General features: G+C 35.8%; 17 protein-coding genes. 10 read left to right on the plus strand and 7 right to left on the minus strand.

The features are described 5' to 3' along the window. The 6 genes from SP041_RS03545 to SP041_RS03570 all read left to right on the plus strand — a co-directional run bounded on the left by SP041_RS03545 (position 1) and on the right by SP041_RS03570 (position 12,044). Complete coding sequence (locus SP041_RS03545) at positions 1–5,985, plus strand: beta-ketoacyl synthase N-terminal-like domain-containing protein (RefSeq protein ID WP_025563371.1); 5,985 nt, start codon at positions 1–3, stop codon at positions 5,983–5,985. Between the two features lie 11 nt (positions 5,986–5,996). Further along, positions 5,997–7,643 carry a PfaD family polyunsaturated fatty acid/polyketide biosynthesis protein gene (locus SP041_RS03550; RefSeq protein ID WP_051368466.1) on the plus strand — a complete coding sequence of 549 codons (1,647 nt, stop codon included), beginning with the start codon at positions 5,997–5,999 and terminating at the stop codon, positions 7,641–7,643. 30 nt (positions 7,644–7,673) lie between these two features. Next, entirely contained in the window at positions 7,674–8,099 is a 426-nt protein-coding gene (locus tag SP041_RS03555; RefSeq protein WP_025563373.1) for a VF530 family protein, read from the plus strand. Positions 8,100–8,158: 59 nt separating this feature from the next. Then, on the plus strand, positions 8,159–8,623 hold the full coding sequence (locus SP041_RS03560; protein WP_025563374.1) for a GNAT family N-acetyltransferase: 465 nt from the start codon (positions 8,159–8,161) through the stop codon (positions 8,621–8,623). A gap of 78 nt (positions 8,624–8,701) precedes the next feature. Continuing rightward, positions 8,702–11,398 carry an AAA domain-containing protein gene (locus tag SP041_RS03565; protein WP_025563375.1) on the plus strand — a complete coding sequence of 899 codons (2,697 nt, stop codon included), beginning with the start codon at positions 8,702–8,704 and terminating at the stop codon, positions 11,396–11,398. A 130-nt stretch (positions 11,399–11,528) separates the two neighbouring features. After that, positions 11,529–12,044, plus strand: a complete 516-nt coding sequence (locus SP041_RS03570) for a VF530 family DNA-binding protein (protein ID WP_025563376.1) — start codon at positions 11,529–11,531, stop codon at positions 12,042–12,044. Between the two features lie 128 nt (positions 12,045–12,172). Here SP041_RS03570 and SP041_RS20835 read toward each other — a convergent pair whose 3' ends face one another. The 5 genes from SP041_RS20835 to SP041_RS03590 all read right to left on the minus strand — a co-directional run bounded on the left by SP041_RS20835 (position 12,173) and on the right by SP041_RS03590 (position 18,014). Further along, on the minus strand, positions 12,173–12,343 hold the full coding sequence (locus tag SP041_RS20835; RefSeq protein WP_170968519.1) for a hypothetical protein: 171 nt from the start codon (positions 12,341–12,343) through the stop codon (positions 12,173–12,175). Between the two features lie 449 nt (positions 12,344–12,792). Beyond that, a complete protein-coding gene (locus SP041_RS03575; protein WP_137297408.1) occupies positions 12,793–13,386 on the minus strand; it encodes a hypothetical protein in 594 nt (197 codons plus the stop codon). 196 nt (positions 13,387–13,582) lie between these two features. Beyond that, positions 13,583–14,152, minus strand: a complete 570-nt coding sequence (locus SP041_RS03580; protein WP_137297409.1) for a DUF2057 family protein — start codon at positions 14,150–14,152, stop codon at positions 13,583–13,585. A gap of 1,030 nt (positions 14,153–15,182) precedes the next feature. Continuing rightward, the gene (gene fbp, locus SP041_RS03585) at positions 15,183–16,187 is read right to left on the minus strand and encodes a class 1 fructose-bisphosphatase (RefSeq protein WP_137297410.1); all 1,005 of its coding nucleotides are present in this window, start codon (positions 16,185–16,187) and stop codon (positions 15,183–15,185) included. A 534-nt stretch (positions 16,188–16,721) separates the two neighbouring features. After that, entirely contained in the window at positions 16,722–18,014 is a 1,293-nt protein-coding gene (locus tag SP041_RS03590; RefSeq protein ID WP_137297411.1) for a DEAD/DEAH box helicase, read from the minus strand. A 292-nt stretch (positions 18,015–18,306) separates the two neighbouring features. Between SP041_RS03590 and SP041_RS03595 the strand changes: the two genes are divergently transcribed. Together SP041_RS03595 and SP041_RS03600 are read left to right on the plus strand one after the other, a co-directional pair. Further along, complete coding sequence (locus tag SP041_RS03595; protein WP_137297412.1) at positions 18,307–18,672, plus strand: periplasmic thioredoxin of cytochrome c-type biogenesis; 366 nt, start codon at positions 18,307–18,309, stop codon at positions 18,670–18,672. A 131-nt stretch (positions 18,673–18,803) separates the two neighbouring features. Continuing rightward, positions 18,804–19,142 carry a hypothetical protein gene (locus SP041_RS03600; RefSeq protein ID WP_137297413.1) on the plus strand — a complete coding sequence of 113 codons (339 nt, stop codon included), beginning with the start codon at positions 18,804–18,806 and terminating at the stop codon, positions 19,140–19,142. 173 nt (positions 19,143–19,315) lie between these two features. On the opposite strand, the gene SP041_RS03605 is transcribed toward SP041_RS03600, so the two are convergent. Continuing rightward, positions 19,316–20,338: a Gfo/Idh/MocA family oxidoreductase gene (locus SP041_RS03605; RefSeq protein ID WP_137297414.1), complete on the minus strand. Its 1,023-nt coding sequence runs from the start codon at positions 20,336–20,338 to the stop codon at positions 19,316–19,318. A gap of 203 nt (positions 20,339–20,541) precedes the next feature. On the opposite strand from SP041_RS03605, the gene SP041_RS03610 reads away from it, so the two are divergent. Both SP041_RS03610 and SP041_RS03615 read left to right on the plus strand, forming a co-directional pair. After that, positions 20,542–22,743, plus strand: coding sequence for a Tex family protein (locus SP041_RS03610; RefSeq protein WP_137297415.1), 2,202 nt, complete (start codon positions 20,542–20,544; stop codon positions 22,741–22,743). Positions 22,744–22,903: 160 nt separating this feature from the next. Continuing rightward, entirely contained in the window at positions 22,904–23,599 is a 696-nt protein-coding gene (locus tag SP041_RS03615; protein WP_137297416.1) for a tRNA (adenine(22)-N(1))-methyltransferase TrmK, read from the plus strand. A 196-nt stretch (positions 23,600–23,795) separates the two neighbouring features. On the opposite strand, the gene SP041_RS03620 is transcribed toward SP041_RS03615, so the two are convergent. Then, complete coding sequence (locus SP041_RS03620; protein WP_137297417.1) at positions 23,796–24,551, minus strand: SDR family NAD(P)-dependent oxidoreductase; 756 nt, start codon at positions 24,549–24,551, stop codon at positions 23,796–23,798. Between the last annotated feature and the right edge of the window lie 596 nt (positions 24,552–25,147).

Raw genomic sequence — 25,147 nt, forward strand, 5'->3', positions numbered from 1 at the left:
ATGGAAAACATCGCCGTTATAGGTATCGCTAATTTATTTCCTGGCTCAAGCGCTCCAGAAGAGTTTTGGCAGCAGTTATTACAACAGCAAGATAACCGCACACCTATCACTGAAGCGGAGTTAGGCGTTAAGCCTGAACAATATTTGGGTAAGAAGGGCGAAAGCGATAAGTATTATTGTTTGTATGGCGGTTATATCCGTGACTTTCACTTTGATGCCGCCGAATATTTATTAAACAAAGGCTCTGCGAACATTAATGCGCAGGACTTAAATCAACTAGATGATTTACATCAATGGTCTTTATATGTAACGAAACGTGCTCTGCAAGATGCTGGATATTGGCAAAGTGAACGATTAAAAAATTGTGGCTTAATTTTAGGGAATTTATCTTTTCCTACTAAGCAATCTAATTATTTGTTCATGGATTTGTATCGTGATGTCGTTGAACTTGCTTTACAACAGACGGTACATAAAGACATCTTGCTAAAGGCCTATGCTGAAACTAAACAAGTCTCAGCAGAAAATGCATTAGTTGCTGGTTACCCTGCAGCTTTATTGGCGCAAGTTAATGGATTAGGCGCTAACTACTTTGCGTTAGACGCAGCCTGTGCATCTTCATGCTATAGCGTAAAATTAGCTTGTGATTATTTGCAAACAGGCAAAGCAGATATGATGTTAGCAGGTGCGGTGTCTGCTGCAGATTCATTGTTTGTCAATATGGGCTTTTCTATCTTCCAAGCGTTTCCTGAAAATAACCGACATGCACCTTTTGATAAAGACTCTCAAGGCTTATTTGCCGGACAGGGCGCAGGCATGATGTTGCTTAAGCGACACAGTGATGCCATTAATGATGGTGATAATATTTATGCCGTCATTAAAGGTGGCGCATTAACCAATGATGGTAAAGGAGAGTTTGTCCTTAGCCCGAATAGCAAAGGGCAGGTGTTAGCCTATCAAGAAGCTTATAAAGATGCGCAGATAGATCCATTACATGTTGATTATATTGAATGTCATGCCACAGGCACCCCAAAAGGTGACAAAGTTGAATTAAGCTCTATGGAGCAATATTTTAGTCAATATGACCATAAACCTTTGTTGGGCTCAGCAAAATCAAACCTTGGTCATTTATTAACAGCGGCAGGTATGCCAGCGATGACTAAAGCCATCTATGCCTTAAACAATAAAGTGATTCCAGCCACTATCAATGTTGATAATGCTATTTCTACGCAACAAGCTTATTTCTCAGCGGCACAAATTCCGACAACCACTATTAACTGGCCTGAAAATACGCATAAACCAACTGCTGGAGTGAGTGTCTTTGGATTTGGCGGTAGTAATGCACATCTTGTTTTACAAGCCGGTGATACACCAGATACAAGCAATGACAAACCATTAAATCAAGTCGATCGGCTTGCCATTGTTGGGATGGATTGTCATTTTGGTTCGATAGACAACCTCATTGATTATCAACGCTTATTAACAAGCAATCAAAACGCTTTTAAAACCCTACCTAAGCAACGATGGCAGGGAATAGAACAACAAAAATCAGTATTAAATAAAGTCGGTTTGTCTAACGCACCCTTAGGTAATTATGTAAGCGACTTTGAGATTGATTTTTTACGTTTCAAAATTCCACCCAATGATCAAGACAGCTTAATTCCTCAGCAATTATTAATGATGAAGGTCGCCGATAATGCACTTAAAGATGCAAAGGTAACGCCGGGAACTAATGTTGCTGTATTAGTGGCGATGGGATTAGAGCTAGACTTACATCAATATCGAGGGCGAGTTAATTTACACAGTCAAATACAACAAAGTTTATTGGATCAAGGTATTGAGCTTAACGAACAACAATTAACTGAACTGATTAATATAAGCAAACAAAGCATTAATGAACCTGCTCAGTTAAACCAATATACTAGCTTTATTGGTAACATCATGGCCTCTAGAATTTCAGCACTATGGGACTTTAGTGGCCCTGCATTCACCGTATCAAGCGAAGAAAACTCTGTTTATAAATGTGTTGATATTGCAGATAATTTATTAAAAACAACCGATGTAGAAGCGGTGGTGATCGCGAGTGTTGATCTTGCGGGTAGTTTTGAAAATATCAGTTTAAGACAACGCTTTAACCCTGTTTCTGAACATGCATCCGTCGCTGCAACACCTTCACTGCAAACTCATTGGTTAGTGGGTGAAGGGGCAGGGGCAATTGTTCTTAAAACCAATGATAAAACCAACAATAAAGCTAATATTGAGGCAAATAATAAAACTAAGCAATCAATTGCGAGTGATAAAATTTACGCCCACATTGATGCTTGTTTGTTTACTACTAATAACAGTACTTTAAATAGTAATGAAACAGCGAATGATCAACTGATTACGCGTACATTAAAACAAGCAGATATAACACCAGAGCAAGTCACACAAGTTGAAGCTTTTGCAGTGGGTAGCCAACATCAGTTAACAAATGAATATTCAACACTGTCTAATCATTATAAAAATGCTGCTATTGTGTCATCTAAACAAACGGCAGGACATTGCTACAACGCATCGGGCATGGTGAGTTTAATTGCTAGTGTGTTAGCCGTTAAAAACGCATCCTCTCCTCATTTCGTGGCTATCAACGGTTTAGGCATGGACAATAGTATTGCGCATCTCATCCTTTCAAATAATAATGCGACTAAACCAATCATTGCAAGGTCGGACGTTATCAGCAAACCGAGCTTAATTAAAAAAGTGACGTTAGGTGGGAAATCAATATTTGATTCTATTTGTAAAGCGCAAAACAACCCGTTGATGATACAAATCCAACACAAATTTAATGATAAGTTTGGCAATAAGCTCGACAAGCAACTTGATTCAAACACTAAACCTAATTTTAATCTTTCTAATGTTGATCCTATGGCTGAAAAAATGCAAAGAAAAGCGACTGAAAAAATGCCAACAAAAGCACAACTATCTTCTGTAGCTGAGACTGCTCTGAACAATACAAACAAGTTAAATAAAACAGAATTGACCTCTGAAAATACAGTATTTACTAATGTCAGTCATACTATTAAACAGCAAAGTCAAACCCATCAGGCTTTTTTACGTGCGCGTTTTATGGCAGAAAAACAGATTTCGAGTTTAATTAAACTACAAGCACAAGTTTCTGCTGGTGAAGTTGAGAGTAATGTAAAAGGATCTGATATCGGTTCTCAACTTTTACAGCCTCAAGCTTTACAACCTCAACATACAGATCATCAGCAACAAGCGTCTGTCATGACTGAACCTCAAGATACGCTAAAGCCATTAGGTACAATCGCTATTCAAGGGCAGAGTGGTTATCACTATCCTGATTTACAATTAATAGAGCAATACAACAAACCAACAAAAGTGGTGTTTGATACTGCTCAACTTGTTGAATTTGCTGAAGGGGATATTGGGAAAGTATTTGGTGATGAATATAGTGTGATTGATACCTATAAACGTCGTGTTCGTTTACCAACGACAGATTATTTATTAGTCAGTCGCGTTACTGAGCTTGATGCGGAGACACATCAATATAAAAAAGCATCGATGTTTACAGAGTATGACATTCCATTAGATGCGCCTTTTTTAATTGATGGACAAATTCCATGGTCAGTGTCAGTTGAATCTGGACAGTGTGACTTAATGCTGATCTCTTATATTGGCATCGACTTTCAAAACAAAGGCGAGCGGGTTTATCGATTATTAGATTGTGAATTGACTTTTTTAGAAGAGATGGCCTTTGGCGGTCAAACGCTACGTTATGAAATTCATATTGATTCTTACGCTAAAAATGGCGAGCAATTGTTGTTTTTCTTCCATTACGATTGTTATGTTGGTGATAAAAAAGTACTGATCATGCGTAATGGCTGCGCAGGGTTCTTTGCCGATGAAGAGTTAGCTGACGGGAAAGGTGTGATCAGTACTGCAACGGATAAAGCTCAATTAGATGCGGCTAAAAAATCAGTATTTACACCGTTAATTCACAATACACAAACACACTATAACTACCAAGATATGTTGAAGCTCGTACAAGGTGATATCAAAGGATGTTTTGGTGATGCCTATGATCAACAAGGTCGTAATCCATCATTGAAGTTTTCATCTGAAAAATTCTTAATGATCGAACGCATTACTAAGATTGATAGAAATGGTGGTCATTGGGGCTTAGGTATATTAGAAGGTCAAAAAGAATTAGCGCCAGAACACTGGTATTTCCCTTGTCATTTTAAAGATGATCAAGTGATGGCCGGCTCTCTCATGTCTGAAGGTTGTGGGCAAATGGCGATGTTCTTTATGTTGTGGTTAGGTATGAATGGACAGGTTAATAATGCACGCTTTCAACCTATGGCAGGTGAAGCTCAAACGGTTCGTTGCCGAGGCCAAGTGAGACCGCAAACTAATACATTAACTTATCGAATGGAAGTCACTGATATTGGGTTATCTCCACGTCCTTTCATTAAAGCTAATATTGATATTATTCTTGATGGTAAGGTGGTTGTTGACTTTAAAAACCTCTGTATGGAAATTAAAGAGCAAGATCAGAACAGCCCATGTCCAGTGGAATTACCCACTAACGTCATGCTGATTGATCAATCACCTGCAAATAAACAATCTCAAAGTAGCTTACTTGATGGTGATATAGAGTCATCACTTAGCGGTGAAGTGTTGAGTTTAGACACACCAGACGAACGTGGTATTAAACCTTTTGTACATGTTGACCGACCTTTGATGCGTGTTGAGTCTGATTTGACCGCAGCGACTAACAAAGGTGTCGTGCCTATAAAGCATTTCCAAGCGCCATTAATGCAAGGACAAAATAGAACCCCTGACAGTGTTCCGTTTACGCCGTGGCATCTATTTGAATTTGCTACTGGTGATATAAGTCAGTGTTTTGGTCCTGACTTTGATGTTTACCAAGGTCGAACACCACCAAGAACGCCCTGTGGTGACTTGCAAGTGGTAACACAAGTCATTGATGTGCAAGGAGAGCGTATGGACTTTAAAACGCCTTCTAGCTGTATTGCTGAGTATGTTGTACCTAAGGATGCTTGGTACTTTACTAACAACACCCATCAAGATTGGATGCCTTACTCGTTATTAATGGAAATTGCCTTACAACCAAATGGCTTTATCTCTGCTTACATGGGCACCACGTTAAAATACCCAGATAAAGATCTTTATTTCCGTAATTTAGATGGTCACGGCGAGTTAGTTAAACGTATTGATTTACGTGGTAAAACCATTATTAATAAGTCTGTTTTATTGTCGACGAGTATGGCGGGTGGTGCGATCATTCAAAGCTTTAGTTTTGATTTGAGTGTTGACGGTGAAACTATTTACCGAGGTGGTGCGGTGTTTGGTTACTTTAGTGCTGACTCATTAACCAATCAACTTGGCATCGACAACGGTAAGGTCACCTTACCTTGGTTTGTTAACCACAAAATACCACAGGCAAAAATCAAACAAATTGATTTAACGAACAAACAACATAACCTGTTTACAGTAGACGAGAAAAAACCTGCATATCGACTTGCTGGTGGGCAATTAAACTTCGTTGATACCGTGAGCATTGTAGAAGGTGGTGGTGACCATAAGCTCGCCTACATCTATGGTGAACGTACTATTGATGCCAGTGATTGGTTCTTCCGTTATCACTTCCATCAAGATCCGGTAATGCCTGGTTCATTAGGTGTTGAAGCTATCATTGAGCTATTACAATGTTATGCTTTGACAAATGACCTAGGGAAACAATTTAAGAACCCTCGTTTTACAACGTCGAATACAAAAGTGGCGTGGAAATACCGTGGACAAATTACACCTTTAAATAAACAGATGAGTTTAGATATTCATCTTACAGAAATTATTACAACCGACTCAGAAGTGCGCTTAGTAGGAGACGCAAACTTATCGAAAGATGGTTTACGTATTTACCAAGTGAAAGATATTGTCCTGAGTATTGTTGAAGCTTAAAGAGAAAAATAATGACGCAAGCAGTGAATAAAACGCCATTGATCAGCATTAATAAAGCGAATGTAGATTGGAACTGGTCTGTTAAAGAAGCGAACTTAAAAAAAGATGCAATAAGTTTAAAGGAAGCATTGTTAGCGATAGATAAACCGCTCTATTTTGCTAAATTACAAGATGATATTGCGGTATGTCATGAGCTTTCGAACACCAACAATGATGCGCAGGCACAAAGCTCAGTCATTGCTTTTGCACAAGCGATTAAAGCAGAAGAATTAGGCAGTGAAGCCTTTAAAAAGGCACACAACGTAAAATATGCTTACCATGGTGGTGCAATGGCAAATGGTATTGCTTCCGTTGAATTGGTTATTGCCTTAGGCCAAGCGGGTTTCTTATGTTCATTTGGTGCAGCAGGGCTAATTCCTGATGTCATTGAAGACTCTATTAAACGCATTCAAGCAGCATTACCTCACGGTCCATTTGCGGTGAATTTAATTCATGCACCAAGTGAAGAAGCATTAGAATCAGGTGCCGTTGAACGTTTCTTAAAGTTAGGAGTAAACACTGTTGAAGCATCGGCTTTTTTAGCTTTAACTGAACATATTGTGCATTACCGTGTTGCAGGGCTGTCACAAAATGCAGACGGCAGTATTAATATTAATAACAAAGTGATTGCCAAAATATCACGTACTGAAGTGGCTGAGAAGTTCATGTCACCAGCACCACAAAAGTTTCTGGATAAGCTATTAGCAGCAGGAAAAATAACAGCATTACAAGCTGAGCTCGCGCTAAAAGTGCCGATGGCGGACGATATTACTGCAGAAGCTGATTCTGGTGGGCACACGGATAACCGTCCATTTCTAACGTTACTGCCGACTATTATTAAACAGCGAGATCAAATTCAAGCTAAATATAACTATATGGTGCCGCTACGTGTTGGTGCGGGTGGCGGTATTGGAACACCTGAGTCTGCACTCGCCGCCTACAATATGGGAGCAGCTTATATCGTATTAGGTTCGGTGAACCAAGCTTGTGTAGAAGCAGGGGCGTCAGAGCACACTAGAAAATTATTAGCCAATGTTGAAATGGCGGATGTCACCATGGCACCTGCTGCTGATATGTTTGAAATGGGTGTTAAATTACAAGTGGTAAAACGTGGCTCTATGTTTGCTATGCGAGCGAATAAGCTTTATGAATTATATAGTAACTATGCAAGTATCGAAGACATCCCAGCACTTGAGCGTGAAAAAATAGAAAAACAAATATTCCGTCAAAATTTAGATCAGGTTTGGGAAATAACCAAAGCATTTTTCCATGAGCGAGATTCGGACATGCTGGCAAGAGCAATTAACGACCCTAAACGTAAAATGGCGCTGATATTCCGTTGGTATTTAGGCCTATCATCACGTTGGTCAAATATTGGCGAAAAAGGACGTGAAATGGATTATCAAATATGGGCTGGCCCGAGTCTAGGTGCGTTTAATAGTTGGGTAAAAGAGTCTTATTTATCTGATTATGAGCAGCGTAAAGCGGTTGATATTGCTTTACACTTGTTAACCGGTGCTGCCTATTTAGCACGAATAAACCAACTCAGCTACCAAGGTGTTTCAGTCCATAGTAGCTTATTAAATTATCAACCTGAGCATTCGTTCGTAACACAATAAAGTACGATCCAATTATTAATAAGGCATTAAATGACCGTTAAAAAACAAAACAATCCATTATTTGGTTTGAAGCTTGAAGTGTTACTGACTGAACTATCAGACCATTATACTTGGCCTGGTTTAAGTGAAGCGCTTTGTATTGATCGCTTTAATTTTCATACTGGGATGAAATCAACGTCTAAATTTTTACGCAATAACCAATGGGCTCGTGAAAAAGTAGAGGTGTTTTATTTATATGAATTTAAAGCGTACCCATATCCTGAGCCTAAGTTTTTAGCCAAACCGCCAAGAGATCGTAACATTCCGGAAGATCAATTGCCTAGAGAACCTAATGCGATTACTGATGCATTAATCGATCGTGTTGATATCGCATGTAAATACCGTATTTATGACAAAGTAAGTACGATTAAAGAAGAGCCAGTTTATGACCCAAGTAATCCTTGGGGCGTTAAATAAAACAGCTTATTAAGCTTGTATATATGCATTAGCGTTAGCGTTAGAAAAAGGAATAGAAAATGTTTGCTTGGGAAGTTAAGTTTTTTTCAGAGCTATCGGCTTTACGGTTATATCAAGTCTTAAAATTACGACAAGATATATTTGTACTAGAGCAAACGTGCTTTTATTCAGATATGGATAATCTAGATCAAAAATCAATTCATGTTCTACTCATATCAGAAGAAGATGATGACGTAGTCGCTTATTGCCGAATTTTACCCGCTGGTTTGTCTGATCCTGATGTTGCTATAGGCCGAGTTGTTGTTGCTGAAAATTCACGTAATCAAGGTTTAGCTAAAAAGTTAATGAACAAAACAATCGAGTTTATTAATGAAGAGATGCAAGTGCCTGTTATTAAAGTTTCAGCACAATCCCATTTACAAGCCTTTTATCAATCACTTGGGTTTGTTGCTACTTCTGAGCCTTATGATGAAGATGACATTGAGCATATTGATATGCTATTGACAAATACAACGTTAAATTAACACTTATAAATATAGATTATGAGTGTATTTTATTACTTGTTTGATGTCCGTTTTATCTATTGTTAAGGTGAGTTTATATTGATCAACTTGGATATAATTTCTTATTACAAAGATTGTTATAAAGAAGATAGTGCAGATCTTAATCTTTGGAACGTCAATAAGTTAAAGAAGGAAGATCGCTTTCTATTGCAAGGCCAAGATGATCTTGCGAATGATTTTCTTCCTCGGCTACCTATCCCAGCTGATTTTGCTGAAAAAATGATTAACCGTGTTGAAATATATCAGCGAGAACGAGTGTTGCTTTATGTTAACTTTATGGTGGTTGGCACAATAGAGATTAAAGGAGAAAATAAGAAGATTGTTTCTCCTTTATTATTTAATGAAGCAGAAATAGAAAAAGATGGAGATGATTATTATTTTTCAGTTAGTCAAAAAACGCCTGAAATTAATGAGTCATTAACCCAAATTTTAATGCCTGAAAATAATAACCAACCAAATTCAACCTCTGTCAACAACCTTCAATCACCTGAAATATGGACTGCTTGGCTTAAAGATAGCCCATTACAATTAGATTTTTTTCCATTACTTCAATTTCCGAAACTGGTTAATTCCTCTGCTATAAAAGAAGCGTTAACAGGTAATACTCTTAAATTATTACCCATTTCAATGTTGGTGTTTGTCGAAAGATCAACAAGTAGTAGAGGAGTCGTTCATGAACTGGAAGAAATTATTGAATCTCAGTCATTGTCTAGGCCGCTTATTAGTTTAATTGAATCAACTAAAAATAATATATCTAATACGCCTGTTAAGTATGACTACCTTCCTGGCTTACTTTCAACACCTCAAAAGAAAATTATATCAATTGCTGCTAATGCTGACCTAGGTTGTGCTTATGGTCCACCCGGTACGGGTAAGAGTTATACCATTGCCGCTATTGCTGCAGAGCATATGGCAAGAGGTCAATCCGTCTTAATTGTTGCTAATAACGACACCGCATTAAATGTGATAGCAGAAAAATTAGGGGATGACTTTTCTTTAAATGACATTTCATTACAAGCAGGACAAAAAGAGTTTTTAAAGAAATTAAAAGATTATATTGCTGGTTTATTAACAGGTTACCTATCTGAAGAATCAATAAAAGACCCACATTCCTGCGAATTAGAACTTCAAACGCTCAATGCATCCTTAGCATTATTGGAAAATCGATTTGTTAAGTTCTGCCATAAAGCAATCATCAGAGGACAGCGCTTAAGAAAAGTAGAACAAAAAAATACACAGTGGATGAAACGTTTTTATTTAGCGATTGCTAGTAGGGGGATGAAAGAGTTAAAACTACATTGGGATGCTTTAAATGAGATCAATGCTCAACTCATTCAACGGGAAACATTAGCGGGCGATTATCTTAGTGCATTAAAAAATAAAAATTTATATGAGTTTGTTTCTAAAAAACGAAAATCATTGCAAGCATTTAATAAAGCGATTCGTAGTCGAACCTCTAAACGACAGTTTGAATTATTTGCAGATATTGAATTTTCAGCTCTTTTATCAGCGTTTCCTATCTGGCTTGTTAGCCTTAATACTTTATACCGAGTATTGCCTTTAGAGTCAGAAATGTTTGATCTAGTGATTATTGATGAAGCAACACAATGTAATATTAGTAGCTGTATACCTGCGCTATATCGCGCTAAACGTGCAATGATTATTGGTGATACTAAGCAGCTAAGACATTATTCATTTTTATCTAAAAAGAAAGAAGCAAAGTTAATGTCTAAACATAACTTAACGACTACGAATCGTAGTGTGGTTAGTTATCGAGATAATTCAATATTAGACTTAACCTTAGATGCAGTGAATAGTGACAAACAGTTAGGTTTCCTTGATGAACATTTCAGAAGTAAACCTGAGCTTATTCATTTTAGTAATCGATATTTTTATCAAAACAGACTGAAAATAATGCAGCATCGACCGAGTACCAATAGCGGTCATTTACTTGTTCATCGGGTAAATGGGATACGTGACAAACTTGGTATTAATCATATTGAAGCCACTGCAATAACAAACACAATTCAAACCATCATAAGTGACAGTGTTAAGACAGGAATAAAACAAAGTATTGGTGTTATTTCGCCCTTTAGGAATCAAGCAGATCATATTTCGAAACAAATTGAGATTCATTTTAAGCAATCTGACATCATTAAATATAAAATTCGAGCTGCCACTCCTTATGGTTTTCAAGGTGAAGAAAGGGATATTATGCTTATTTCTTTTAACGTTGATAATGACTCGAAAAGAGCTGCTGCTTATTTGAATAAAGCAGATGTGTTTAATGTCAGTATTACCCGAGCAAGACAAAAACAATTATTGTTCATTTCTATAGATGAAAAAATATTACCTGGAAATAATTTATTAAGATGTTACTTGAACTCGATTGATGAATTTCAAGCTAATCACTTAATCACATCAGAAATAGATAATTTTCAGCGCGCCGTAATGTCATCACTTGACAGTGTTAATATAAAAACGTGGCCTGGTTATTCAGTGGCTGGGGTTGAAATAGATATTTTATGTTGTGTTGAAGGGCAATATTTGGCTATCGACTTAATTGGCTATCCAGGACCATGGGTTGATTTCTTTGAGTTTAATACTTATAAATTGTTTAAAAGGGTAGGTATTGATGTGTTACCTATTAGTTATGGATTATGGGTTGTCGATAAACAAGCATGTATTAACGAAATTATTAAAAAATTAAAGGGTGATTCCTTAGTAAAAATATAAATATTATAATCATTATTATTAGCCATATTTCAAAACCAATAATAATATTTGAAGCTTTAACTGCTACTCATGCTTCAGTTTATGTATATAATGTACTACAAAAATTTAATGTTTAGCTTTAGGAATATAAATGTCTGTTGAATTACAACAAAACAACCCACTTCATGGTTTAAAAACTGAAACTTTATTGACTGAATTAGTCGAGCATTATGGTTGGAAAATTTTATTTGCTGCAACGCGCTTCAAGTGTTTTGACATCAATCCAACGATTAAAGGTAGTTTAAAGTTTTTGCAAAAAACAGAATGGGCTCGCTTAAAGTTAGAGAGCTTTTATTTATATCGTTTTAAACGTATGCCAAAGCCTAATGAAGTCGAGTTTCACTTAGACCCTAGAGAGCGTGGCTTTGAACATGGTATTGTGCCGTTATCTCCAATGAAGTTAACCATTGAGTCTATTGAACTGTCTCAAGCTAAAGCCGCATCTGCATTCCAAGAACGTGAAAATGATAAACGACAAAGTCGTCATCGTCATTCAGAGGAGCGTGGTCAAGGCAGCAAGCACCCAATGCGTGATAATAAAGTAAATACTAATAAACCAGAAAAAGATGAACCTAAATACGACCCAAGCAATCCTTGGAATACTTAGTATTAATACGTTACTTCTACCGCTGACTTGGTTTGGTTATACTAATTAAAGTAAGTAGATTGACATAAAAAAGGGAACGCTAATTAATGTTAGCGTTCCCTTTTTTGCATAAGCTCGATATTCTATGTTTACCAAGTAATGCTTGCGCTTAAATTATAACGACGATCAGTTTCAGTTGAGCGTAATGAGTTAACGCCTTCTTCATAGGTTGCGAAACCAATTCTGAATATATTTGCAGTATAAGCGCCTTGGTATACACCTGTTGATAAGTCTAATGCTGACCATCTATTCTCAAACACGCGAACAGACATACCAATGCGGAGTCTATCTTCAACATTATTATACCAATCAAAATAAATAGCTTATCTATTTTACTTGTTAAAACAGCCCACTTCCTCGTTGTAAATTTATACCAATGGAATTAAATAAGTGGTCAGAAATTGCGCAGGAAAAATTAACACTAATAAGGCGTGAGTTGTAGAAGATAGTTGTTCTCACTTCAAAAATCAGAACACAGTTAGGGGTGATTTTAACCAGCAAGAATGATCACCTTATTAATTCTTTTGGTATTAGTAAAGGAAACAGCCATTTACGCCTTGAATTGAACCGTTTTTCCAGCGTGAAATTTAGACAACATATTTAATATAATCGGTATTGTTTTTAGTTGATGAAGCAAAGTTGCCTGTAAATGAATCATAATATCTTGTTTTACTTACATTTAAAGCATCGACATAATTGATGGCAATGATTAGCGTTTTCTTTTTAGCATTAAAATTTGTTTTATTAATTTAGATTTCTCAAGTTTCGCTAATTCGGTAACTTGTAAGTCTGAATTAATTAATGATTCAATTTCAGCATCGTCATTTATTGTTTGTGTGTTTTGAAGTGCATCGGAAAGTTGCAGTTGAAGCTGCTTATTTTCAAGTTTACATTGTGCAAGTTGTTGCTGTAACTTTTCATCATTTCCACTGTTGTTTTTTCCTGCAAAGATCAGGGATTCTAATGTTTGGTTTAGAGGGGCTTGTTTCGCTATTTTTTTAAGTTGTTCACCCGCTTTTATAGACAGGTTAAAAGTATATAATTTTTTCCCATTGTCGCTATCTCGAGATTTCTTACTGCGCCATGCTTTAAACATTTTATTACGTAACTCTCTGCCTTCAGCTGTTGTTTCTAGCAACTGACAAAGTTGTGTAAATTTACTCTCAGTCATCTCATTCAGACTTAAGTCAGCTTCAGCGGTCAATGTTACCAGCAAGTCACTTTTAGGCATCAAATAGTTTTTTACCCAATGACTATTGGTATCATTCCATTGGAAGCTAGCAGGGGTCTCAACAGTGACCATATGAATCTCCTTGTGCCATATTAATTTATTAAATATAAAAACAGTTAAATATAATATTAAAGATAATGAAAAATAAAAATTATCTGTTATCAGTAAAACATTAAGCCGTTTTAATGCGTACTATAGTTTGATGACGTCATATTATTTATCCCTTTATTAATAATAAAGGGATATCAATATCTAATTAAAACAATACTTATTTTGTTTCACTATTTATTAACCACATTTTAAATTGCTTTTTTTGTTCGAGGTCAGCTGCTTTATATTGCTGAATTAAACTATTGGTTGTTATTTTCTTTACAGAGTTGGATGTAACTGCGATATCATTTTCATTATTATAAGCGCTAATTAAGCCTTCTATATCACTATAAGGAATAAAACCATCTCCTTGTAGTTGTTCTGCATCTTTAAGTTGGTATTGTCCTTTTTCACTTTCTACAAACCATTCTAATCCTGTTCTAAGTTTCTGAGAAGCTTGTGGGTAGCTGTATAATTTTGTAGTGGTTATTTCTGTTTTTCCTTTAACATCAACAGTAAGGATGTATGGTCTACTTTCCAATAATCCTCCATCTCTAAAGTTGTTTGTGTATTTAACTACAATTTGTTGTTTTCCATCTTCAGTTTCAAGTTTCTTTTCTCCTAAAAATGAACTTTGAACCTTTGTGCCATTTATAGCTAATACTTGGACATCGTTACTGGTCACTATTTCACCAGAAAAAGCAAAAGGGCTGATTGCTAATGTTAAAAATAATCCTGTGAATTTCATGTGTTTTCCTAATCAAAGTGTTTAATCAAAATAAAGCGTATAAATAGCATCAATATGACAGATCATTAAGCGCTTTGGTATATCAAGATGTGATCTATCACGATAAAATTAAAATAATGTTTAATGTCAGTATAAAGAATGATCGTTATCATCCTGAATTACTCAATATACGGTAGCTTGCCAAGTAATATTAGCGCAGCAGTATTCAATTAAATTTCTTTAAGTTATTAAAATTATTGATGCACTTACTGTTTTGATGACAGTTTTAGACGGCAGTTTTATAAAATACTATGTAGGTAACAGTTTTCAAGTATTAGTATTTAAGTAATAGCGTTTAAGCAGCAGTGTTTAGATATTTAATACTCGATAGTCATTTTGATTTAGTGTTGATACTGATTACTTTATATCGATTATAATAGATTAAATGGCCTTAATAAGTCATACAATATAACTGTATTTATAATAGCCAGAGGGCATTCTTGGTTCTCATTGTAACGATGTAAATAGATGTGCAATTGTTGTTTTATCTTAAAGGGAATTTACTTTAATCTTTATACACAAATCTATAAGCCTATGCTGCTATGCCATTCTCTCTATATCAATAGGCATTATTCACTAATTATACTCCCCGACGATCTTTGTTCTACTTTGGGGTAAATGACCCAATTATTTACCATGAACGGCTTACAATAAATCATCGTTTACATTCACTTATGATTCAAGTGAATTATAATTCTGTGGATAATACGGAACGCATAATCGATTCAATTATACCGATTACAATAAATATGTTATCTAAATTTTTCGCTGGAAAAATAGTTCAATTCGAGGCGTAAATCGAAGTAAATGGCTGTTCCCTTTACGAAATTTACAACGAGAAAGTGGGCTGTTTTAACAAGTAAAATCGGTAAGCTATTTATTGTGATTGGTATTATGATACTAATGGCATAAAATGAAGATAAAAAAATACCAAACATTAGTTTGGTATTTTATCGAGTGATATAGATATCTACTGAATAATTAAATGAAATTAACCTTCAGGGTTGTCTTGTATCATTTTTTCAGCCGCTTTTACCATATCAGCACTGCCACACATGAATGGGACACGTTGATGTAGTTCAGTTGGGTCAATTTCCATAATACGCTTAGAACCTGTACTTGCGATACCGCCTGATTGCTCAGCTAAGAATGCAATTGGATTACATTCATATAATAAACGTAATTTACCTTCAGGTGCTTGTGCAGTAGAAGGGTACATAAATATGCCACCCTTCAATAGGTTACGGTGGAAGTCTGCTACTAATGAACCGATGTAACGAGATGTATAAGGACGGTTATCTTCAGGGACTATTTCTTGACAGAATTTAATGTATTTTTTAACACCCAATGGGAATTTTAAATAATTACCTTCATTAATCGAGTAACATTTTCCTGTCGTCGGTTGTTTCATATTCTCATGTGATAAATAGAAGACACCTAGAGAAGGATCACATGTAAAGCCATGGACACCATTACCAGTTGTATAAACAAGCATCGTTGAAGAACCATAAATAACGTAACCTGCAGCAACTTGTTTAATACCTGGCTGTAAGAAGTCTTCAAGGATAACAGGTGTGCCGACAGGGCTAATACGTCTATATATTGAGAAGATAGTACCTACTGAAACATTAACATCTATATTAGAAGAACCATCAAGTGGATCCATCAATACAACATATTTACTATTTACCCCACGAGCACTGTCAAAGCTAACAAAATCATCCTCTTCTTCTGAAGCAACACCACAAACTTCTCCGCGCGCTTCAAGTGCTGCTTTGAATTTGTCATTTGCATATAAATCTAATTTTTGTTGTGTTTCACCTTGAATATTTTCAACACCGGTTGAACCAATAATATTGGCAATACCTGCTTTATTAATTTCACGGTTAACAATTTTAGAAGCTAAACGAATCGCCCCTAATAAACCTGTTAATTCCCCGCTAGCTTCTGGGAAATCATGCTGTTTTTCAATTATGTACTCGCCTAAAGTGATCATATTTTCTCCAATAAGTGTTGGGATTTATTATAATGGAAATAATAAAAGTTGCTTGTCAAAAGGTGTGAGCTAGTTCTGATTAATTGATTTATCAAGCCTATTGTATTACAAATAAATAATTGATGTTTCTATGTTATATATACTCGTTACCACTTAAAATACATTATTCAGTCGATAATTCGGACACCAAGACAAGACGTAAGGTAACCACCTTCGTTGTTATAAAGTCTCGATTTAACCCGTTAGATCTTTATGCTTAAAATCTGTTTATCTCACGACTTGCTGATTTTTTGCATCTTGAATGGTGACGGGTACAGCATCGATTATGTCTTTTTACCTTACTAGTAATAGCAACAAGATCACAGAAACATTAGGTTTAATTTAGTTTTAATGGGAAGAGGACGTTGTTATTTTGTTTATTTGTATATAAATTAGACGATGTTTTGAGGTGAGATTGTGAATACTTTAGTCGCCTTCCCTTAATAACTAAGGGCAGGTGACTAAAGTAATTTTAACGAAAGGAGTTAAAAGGGACTACCTTGCTTTTCTCGCTTTGTTTTTTGCTTTACGTACAACAGAAGGTTTACTTTCTGATTTACGTTTTTCTACTAATTGGTTACGCTCTTGTGTCGCTTTATAACGACTCTTTTTGAAGGTCTTTCCATCTTGCTGTACTTCAGTTGCACTATCAAATTCATACCCTGGGTAAACAATACGGTCGAACTTTCTGCCGATCAGCGATTCAATGTTATCTAAAAATTGCTCATCTTTAGGGCTAACTAATGAAATTGCATGACCACTTTTACCTGCTCGACCTGTTCTTCCAATACGGTGAACATAATCTTCTGCTAAAAATGGTAAATGGAAATTAACAACATGCGGTAAGTCTGGAATATCTAATCCACGAGCAGCAACATCAGTAGCAACTAATACACGAACACTACCCTCTGAAAATTGTTGAATCGCTTTATTACGTGCACCTTGGGTTTTATCACCATGGCAAAGCGCGGCTTTAATGCCATCTAGTTTTAATTCTTGTGCTAGTAAATTAGCACTTTCTTTCGTGCCTGCAAAAACTAAGACTTGTTTCCAGTTTTTCACACCAATCAATTCAGACAATAATTCACGTTTACGTACTTCACTTACCCAGTAAACTTGTTGCTTTACTTTGCCTGAGGTTGAATTTTGTTTAGACGTTTCAATATTTTTAGGCGTATGTAATAACTTATTCGCCAGTGTTTTTACTTTATTTGAGAAAGTAGCTGAAAACATTAATGTTTGATGCTTTTGTTTAATGATGTCAGTGATTTGCTGAATATCCGTTAAAAAGCCCATATCAAGCATACGGTCAGCTTCATCTAATACTAAATGCTTGATGTGTGCTAGATCAACTTGCCTTGCATTAACATGTTCAATTAATCGACCAGGTGTTGCAATTAAAATGTCGACGCCTTGTTTTAGCATTATCGTTTGAGGAGATACATTGGCACCACCTGTGACAACACCGGATGTTAAAGGTAAAAATTGGCTATATTGTTCAACGTTTTTTGCTACTTGCAATGCGAGTTCACGAGTCGGTGTCAGAATTAGTACTTTGATGGTACGAGAACGACCAATATTGTCAGGCTGATTTTTAGCTAAGAGATCCAATAAAGGTAACGTAAATGCTGCGGTTTTACCTGTTCCGGTTTGTGCACTTGCTAATACATCGTGACCCGCTTTAATAATTGGAATCGCTTGTTGTTGGATTGGGGTTAGTTTTGAATAACCACATGCTTTAACTGCTTTTAATAGATTTGCAGATAAACCTGCTGCATCAACACTCATAATCACACCCTAATTTGTACGCTATAAAATAATCGCGCAGTATAACAAACTCTGTTTTGTAATGTATTAAAAACATGATGTGAATGTTGTTAAGTTTATATTCGCTATTTTAAATGATAATTGATGACAAAATATAATAAATACGTTGAATTTCATGTGAATAGATAGCACTTATTATTCGAATTTAGGATAGATAATTGGTACTTATATGCTATTTTTTATTTACAATACAAACCATTACTGAATATGATGACTTGCAGCTAATATTCTTAATCTTATTTTGGAAAATATTATGTCTAATACCTTACGCTCTATTTTACCGGCTACGTTCTATGAAAAAGTACAAAACCAACACAGTTTTGTATTAAATGTTCTGGCTAGCTGGTGTTCTGATTGCACTGAACAACAAATTAATATTCAAGCATTTTCGAACCTTATGGCAGAAAATCAATTAGAAGTATTACAATTAACGGCTCAAAAAGAGAAGGGTGTGTACATTGATGCTGATCATCAAGTATTAATTGAGCAACTAGGCGGGCACGGCTATCCTCGTACTGTCTTAGTATTGAAAGGACAAATTGTCAGCAGTGATAATGTAGAAGTGATTTCAGAGAATGATTTAACGAAACTGGCAAATACTTTTAAAAACTTACTGTAATACGTTTTCTTTATTGTATTTCTACTCTATTGTATTTTTGTCCATTTTAGCTGTTATGAATATTTTACTCACATTTTCATCTGGCTGTTGCAGTCTAAGCGATGATTTAAATACACATTTTAAGGATCAAAATGTCAGCAACTAATGCTTTTCCAGAAAATAGAAAAATGACGGTAATATTCAGAATCGAACCCGGCTCCCTAGGCCCAGATGGTGTGGAGCACGTTACTGAGTTTTGTTTATTTGCACAAACCCAATTACAAGCTTGTTCAGTGGAATATTTGAAATGGTTTATTGAACCTCGTTTCGATAAAAACTTAGGTGAAATCAATTTCCAACTGAATAATAAAGCATTAACCCAAGAGCAAGCAGAAAAGTACCTTACTGTACTGGGTGAAAGTTATGAACATTTTGAAGATCAGCTTGAAAATAATTTAGAAGCGATGATTGACCAATATTTTGGACGTTAAACCATCAAGATTAAAATGGTGAAGTGGTTAAAATGATTTAAGTGGATGAGCCACTCAAAAATAGGTGAATGGCTTTAGTTTTAGATTCATATCTTCTTAATATTACTTGGATTCAGATCATACCAATCTGGATAAATAAATGACGAGATAATTACTTAGCTTGGTATTATTTATTAGTGCTGTACTTTATCTGCTGGAAATACTATCCCTGTCTGTTTACGTACTTCATTGATGATTTGAGCAGTTAGTAATGAGCGTTGTTCAAAAATAGGGCTTATTTCAGCCTTAGTAATTTGCTTCACAAACGCAATGCTTTCATAGGACATACTGTTATCAGACTGAGGTTTTGTTAAATCCACTTCAGCTTCAGACTGGAGAGAATGATCTTGGTGAATTATTTGTTCACATTGACCTACATGTTTTATCAATAATGACCCTGCTTCACCTTGAATTTCACTAAACTGGTTTGACGCTGATATTTTAGAGTGATCAATCGTCACACAAAAATCGCCATAATCTAATAGTACGCTACCACATCCATCAACACCTGAATCTAATAGGATAGCTTGTGCTTTAACTGATCGTGGTTTGCCAAAGAGTGCGGTGGTTAAAGCAACACAATAATAACCAATATCCATGATCGAGCCGTTAGAAAAAGTGGGATCAAAAGTATTTGGTTTTTTACCTTCAAGGTAAGCAGGATAGCGAGATGAATACTGACAATAATGAATATGTGCTTTACGAATTTGACCTAACTGAGGAAGCGCATCTTGAATAACAGCAAAATTAGGCAAGTGAGCTGTCATATAGGCTTCAAAGAAAATAACGTTGTTTTCTTTAGCTGTTTTATAGAGATCTAATGCTTCTTGATAAGTTGAACTTAATGGTTTTTCGCATATAACATGCTTACCGTTCTCCAACATGTGCTTGCTTTGTTGATAATGTAGAGAGTTAGGGCTTGCTATATAAACTGCATCAATATTAGTCGAAGTCGCAAGCTGTTGTAAATCATCGAAAGTCTCAATAATAGCGTCAGCGACAGAAAACTTTGCTGCGAATGTTTGTGCTCTGGTTAACTCTCGAGAATAAACGGCGCTTAATTGCATCACCTGTTTATTACCTTGCGGAGGATTTAGTGTGCCTTGAATAAATTTTTCTGTGATCCAATTAGTACCAATTACAGCGAATTTGATCATCAATAACTCCAATATTTATATTCAGGAATAGCTTTAATATATTTTCAAATATCAGCATTGAAAACAGACTTTTAGCTTTAAATTTAGCCATAAATTAACTAAATCATCAGGTTATTAACCTTAACAATAAAATCGCATCGAACAAAGTAACAAAGTGTGATAAATATAATGGCTAATTATCTGAATATATAAAGAATAATAATATGCCATCATCTATAGTCCAACTTGCCGAACTCTTAGCTAAAGAGTGTCAAATCAACACTAAACAAGCCGAAAGTGCGATTCAATTATTAGATGATGGCAATACAGTGCCATTCATTGCGCGTTATCGTAAACATTTAACGCAGTCACTGGATGACAACCAACTGCGCTTATTAGAGTCTAAATTGAGTTACTTTAGAGAGTTATCGACGCGTAAAACTAGCATATTAAAAGCGATTGAGAGCCAAGGTAAATTAACAGAATCACTGAAAAAAGAAATTGAATCAATTCAAGATAAAGTAAGTTTAGAGCATTGTTATGCCCCTTTTAAATCGGTACGAGTAAGTAAATCAAAACTCGCTGCAGATGCTGGTTTAACTCGTTTAGCTGAACAATTATGGGCATCCCCTAAACAACCTTTAGAACAAATTGCAGCACGTTACATTAATGTTAAACATGGCTTTACAAACAATGAAGAGGTTTTAGAAGGGGCTCTAGCGATTGCGGTTGATAATATAACCCAAGATATTAAGTTACTTGGTTTACTAAAACAGCATTTATTTGAGCAAGCTATGTTCACTTCAACGGTTGTTAAATCTAAAATTAATGAAGCGATAAAATTTAAAGATTACTTTGAATTTAGTGCTCGTTTAAATCGCTTACCAGCACATCGAGTTTTAGCCATGTTACGTGGTAAGTCTGAAGGTTTTTTACGCTTAAAAATTGATGCAGATCCCTTCCAAAAAGATAAGAAATCTTATAGCTATTGCCAAACCTTAATTGCTAAACATTTAAATGTATACCTCAGTAAAGAAGACCAAACATCATGGCATCGCAAAGTGATTGATACTGCATGGCGTACAAAGCTATTAGTTAGTCTTGAAAAGCAATTTTTAGTGCAGTTAAAAGAGCAAGCTGATGCAGAAGCTATTGAACAATTTGCTAATAATTTAAGTGCTTTATTGATGGCCTCTCCGGCAGGTGAAAAAGTGACATTAGGCTTAGACCCAGGCTTTAGAAGTGGTTGTAAATTAGCGGTTGTCGATAAAACAGGTAAGTTATTAGATACAGCGACTATCTATCCACATCAACCACAATTACAAACAGAACAAGCTAAACAGACGGTTAATAAGTTCATTACACAATACAAAGTAGAGTTAATTGCCATTGGTAACGGCACTGCTTCTCGTGAAAGTGAACAATTTATTGCTGATATTTTGAAGTCATTTGGTCATGATATTCAAGCCATTTCAGTTAGTGAAGCAGGCGCGTCGGTTTATTCCGCTTCGCAGTTAGCTGCAGATGAATTTCCTCAACTTGATGTAACGCTGCGTGGTGCTGTTTCTATTGCTCGGCGTTTACAAGACCCATTATCAGAACTGGTTAAAATTGAGGCAAAAGCAATTGGTGTCGGTTTATACCAGCATGATGTTCAACAAAAACTATTAGCGAGTCGTTTACAGGCTGTAGTAGAAGATTGCGTTAACAAAGTCGGTGTTGACCTTAACACCGCTTCACATTGTGTGTTAACACATGTCGCCGGGCTCAATGCGACGATAGCTAATAATATCGTCGCATATAGAGAGTTAAATGGGCGTTTCAATTCACGAGATGCCTTAAAAAAAGTCCCTCGTTTAGGTGCAAAAGCATTTCAGCAAGCTGTTGGTTTTTTAACGGTAACGGGTGGTGATAATTGTTTAGATGAAACTATTTTGCATCCTGAGCAATATGCAACCGCTAAGGCTCTTGCTACTTTTAACCGTAAAACATTGAAAGAGGTGGTGTTAGCATCAGACACCATCGAATTAACTTTACCAACAAGTAACGGACAACATGCCGTCAGCGGTGAAACCTTACAGCAACAATATCAAGATGTGATGACTATTTTAAAAATGTCTCGTCGTGACCCAAGAGATCAATTTAAAACGGCTCAGTTTGATCAAAGTATTCATAAGATAAGTGATTTAGAAGTAGACCAATTATTACAAGGTGTAGTGACTAACGTCGCTAATTTTGGTGCTTTTATTGATTTGGGAGTCCATCAATATGGGCTAGTCCATATCTCTATGCTCAGCGATCGCTTTGTGGATGACCCACATAAAATAGTGAAAGTAGGGCAGATTGTTAATGTGAAAATAGTGAGTGTTGATGTTGAACGCAAACGGATCGCATTAACCATGAAAGCAATTCAACAACCAGCATGAGTTTCTATGACGGAGACTAAAATATGAAAGTAGCTTAGATATCAAAGTAGCTTAGATATCAAAGTAGCCTAAATATCAAAGTAATTTAAATGCTTGGACTCAAATAGTAATTAAACCTATTTTTTAAAAAATAATATTTAACAAAACGACCTAATTGAAAATGAAAATAAATAAGCGCTTATTAAGCCTGTCTGAAATGGTGGATGACCATTATGACCTAGTCTGGGATTGTTGTTGTGACCATGGTTTATTGGGCATTAAAATATTAACCAACAACATCATCAAAGAAGTTAATTTTGTTGATGTTGTTCCAGATATTATTAATCAATTACACGATAAATTAACAACTTACGGCCATCATTTACCAATGGATGCTAAGTGGCAAACACGTTGCGAAGATGTCACTCAATTACCATTATTTGACCGTTATAAATCAAATCAACTTCAAGCTAATCAATTGGTAATTATTAGCGGTGTCGGTGGCGAGTTAATAGTTGAAATGTTAACCCGTTTAATGAGTCGTTATGCGGGGTTGAATATCGATTTTCTTTTATGCCCAGTACACCATACTTATAAATTGCGTCGTACATTGATTGAGTTAAATTTCAAATTAAAGCAAGAGCAGCTAGTGATCGAAAATAAGCGTGGTTATGAGTTAATGTTAATCAACCAAGGCCAAGGTGTGGAGCTTACTTTAACAGGTGATCAGTTGTGGCAACCTCTCGATGAGCATCAGCAATATCTTGCTAAGTTGATTACACATTATCAACGTATTGTTAGCGCTAATGGAGATGCTGAACCATTGGTTCAATCTGCACTGTCTGACTATCAAGCTTTATATCATAAGTTATTTTAGCAGTGAAATAGGTTAGTTAATTAGCCTAAAATGTGAATAACTAAAATCTAGTGTGATTCGTGTATTACATTTTCGAAGGCGTTTAAAATAACAAAAAAGCCACATAATAAATTATGTGGCTTTTTTATTCTGCATTAAAACTTATTATGACAAATAAATTTTAACGCTTATAGATCGTCTACATTAACTGTATCGACTAAATACCTAGAGCTTGTCCGCCACCGATTTGAATCGTTTCAGCTGTGATGAACGAAGCATCTTTACTTACTAAGAAAGAGATAACACCAGAAACGTCTTCAGGTTGACCTAAACGACCCAACATGATGCTGTCTTTCCAAGAAGCGAAAACTTCTGGTTTAGTATCTTTAATTTGTTGGTGGAATGGTGTATCAATTGTACCTGGAGATACCGCATTTACACGAATACCAGCTGGTGCTAGTTCTTTAGCTAATGCACGAGTTAATGTGTGAACAGCAGCTTTAGACGTACCGTAGATACCAGCACCTGGGCCACCAGCATTCCATGCAGCGTTTGACGTGTAGTTGATGATTGAACCACCTTCCGTTTTTTTCAAGAATGGAATCGCAGCACGTGAAACAAAGAATGCACTATCAAGGTTAAGCGCCATTACAAAACGGAAGAATTCAGTTGTCATTTCTTCGATTGGGCTACGACCACCTAAACCACCAGCGTTATTGATAACAACATCGATTTGACCGTATTTGTTACCGATTGCATTAACGTTTTCAGTTACTGCAATATCGTTAGTTACGTCAAAACCGTAGTATTCAGCTTCAATGCCTTCCGCTGTCAATTCAGCAACACGTTGTGCGCCAATTTCATCTTCGATACCGTTAAGAACAACTGTGTAACCATCTTGACCAAGACGTTTCGCAACGGCGAAACCGATTCCACCAGTAGCACCAGTGATTAAAGCAATTTTTTTAGACATATTTATATTCTCATTGACTAGTTAATAGATAGTTATGCCATGGGCATTAAGGAGGCAGTCAAATATTGCACAGATAAGCTGACATAAATGTGGGTATTAAAGAAGAAATTGCGATTCTATGAGACACAATGTCTGTCTTGCCATTTTATCAACAAAGGTGACTACCTTTTCATTTGGTTGATATTCGTTGTCATGTAATTCAAATAAATATCAACCTTAGACTCAGTAGTATTGTATTACAAATAATGCGTTTGTAAAATCGTATTCTTTGAATGTTCACTATCATTCAAGTGATTTTTTTATCGTTAACTTAATAAAAATATGGCTGATATATAAACAGATAGGTTAATCGACGTTGTTATAAAATGTTTGTTTTTTATGATTTAATTATTGCTGGTTTTTATGTAACCTTATGTATTTATGATGTTTATTTTTAATTTTGACGTGTATTAATAGCTAAGTGTAAGAATGGGATTGATTGGTTGAGTCATTTACTTACAAGTTTTTTTGCTTGTTTTATAAACAATAAAAAAAGCGTTAAAGACTTTTTTTCATCTGTGAATTGTGATCTAAGCCTCAAGAATTAAGGCTCTATT

It is taken from the genome of Psychromonas sp. SP041, from assembly GCF_000470315.2.
In the GTDB taxonomy this organism is placed as follows: Bacteria; Pseudomonadota; Gammaproteobacteria; order Enterobacterales; family Psychromonadaceae; genus Psychromonas.

Coding starts and splice junctions, on each gene's coding strand:
- SP041_RS03615 (WP_137297416.1), top strand. CDS start 22,904: ATGAAAATAAATAAGCGCTTATTAAGCCTGTCTGAAATGGTGGATGAC.
- SP041_RS03560 (WP_025563374.1), top strand. CDS start 8,159: ATGTTTGCTTGGGAAGTTAAGTTTTTTTCAGAGCTATCGGCTTTACGG.
- fbp (WP_137297410.1), bottom strand. CDS start 16,187: ATGATCACTTTAGGCGAGTACATAATTGAAAAACAGCATGATTTCCCA.
- SP041_RS03580 (WP_137297409.1), bottom strand. CDS start 14,152: ATGAAATTCACAGGATTATTTTTAACATTAGCAATCAGCCCTTTTGCT.
- SP041_RS03600 (WP_137297413.1), top strand. CDS start 18,804: ATGTCAGCAACTAATGCTTTTCCAGAAAATAGAAAAATGACGGTAATA.
- SP041_RS03555 (WP_025563373.1), top strand. CDS start 7,674: ATGACCGTTAAAAAACAAAACAATCCATTATTTGGTTTGAAGCTTGAA.
- SP041_RS03605 (WP_137297414.1), bottom strand. CDS start 20,338: ATGATCAAATTCGCTGTAATTGGTACTAATTGGATCACAGAAAAATTT.
- SP041_RS03590 (WP_137297411.1), bottom strand. CDS start 18,014: ATGAGTGTTGATGCAGCAGGTTTATCTGCAAATCTATTAAAAGCAGTT.
- SP041_RS03620 (WP_137297417.1), bottom strand. CDS start 24,551: ATGTCTAAAAAAATTGCTTTAATCACTGGTGCTACTGGTGGAATCGGT.
- SP041_RS03575 (WP_137297408.1), bottom strand. CDS start 13,386: ATGGTCACTGTTGAGACCCCTGCTAGCTTCCAATGGAATGATACCAAT.
- SP041_RS03570 (WP_025563376.1), top strand. CDS start 11,529: ATGTCTGTTGAATTACAACAAAACAACCCACTTCATGGTTTAAAAACT.
- SP041_RS03550 (WP_051368466.1), top strand. CDS start 5,997: ATGACGCAAGCAGTGAATAAAACGCCATTGATCAGCATTAATAAAGCG.
- SP041_RS03610 (WP_137297415.1), top strand. CDS start 20,542: ATGCCATCATCTATAGTCCAACTTGCCGAACTCTTAGCTAAAGAGTGT.
- SP041_RS03595 (WP_137297412.1), top strand. CDS start 18,307: ATGTCTAATACCTTACGCTCTATTTTACCGGCTACGTTCTATGAAAAA.
- SP041_RS03545 (WP_025563371.1), top strand. CDS start 1: ATGGAAAACATCGCCGTTATAGGTATCGCTAATTTATTTCCTGGCTCA.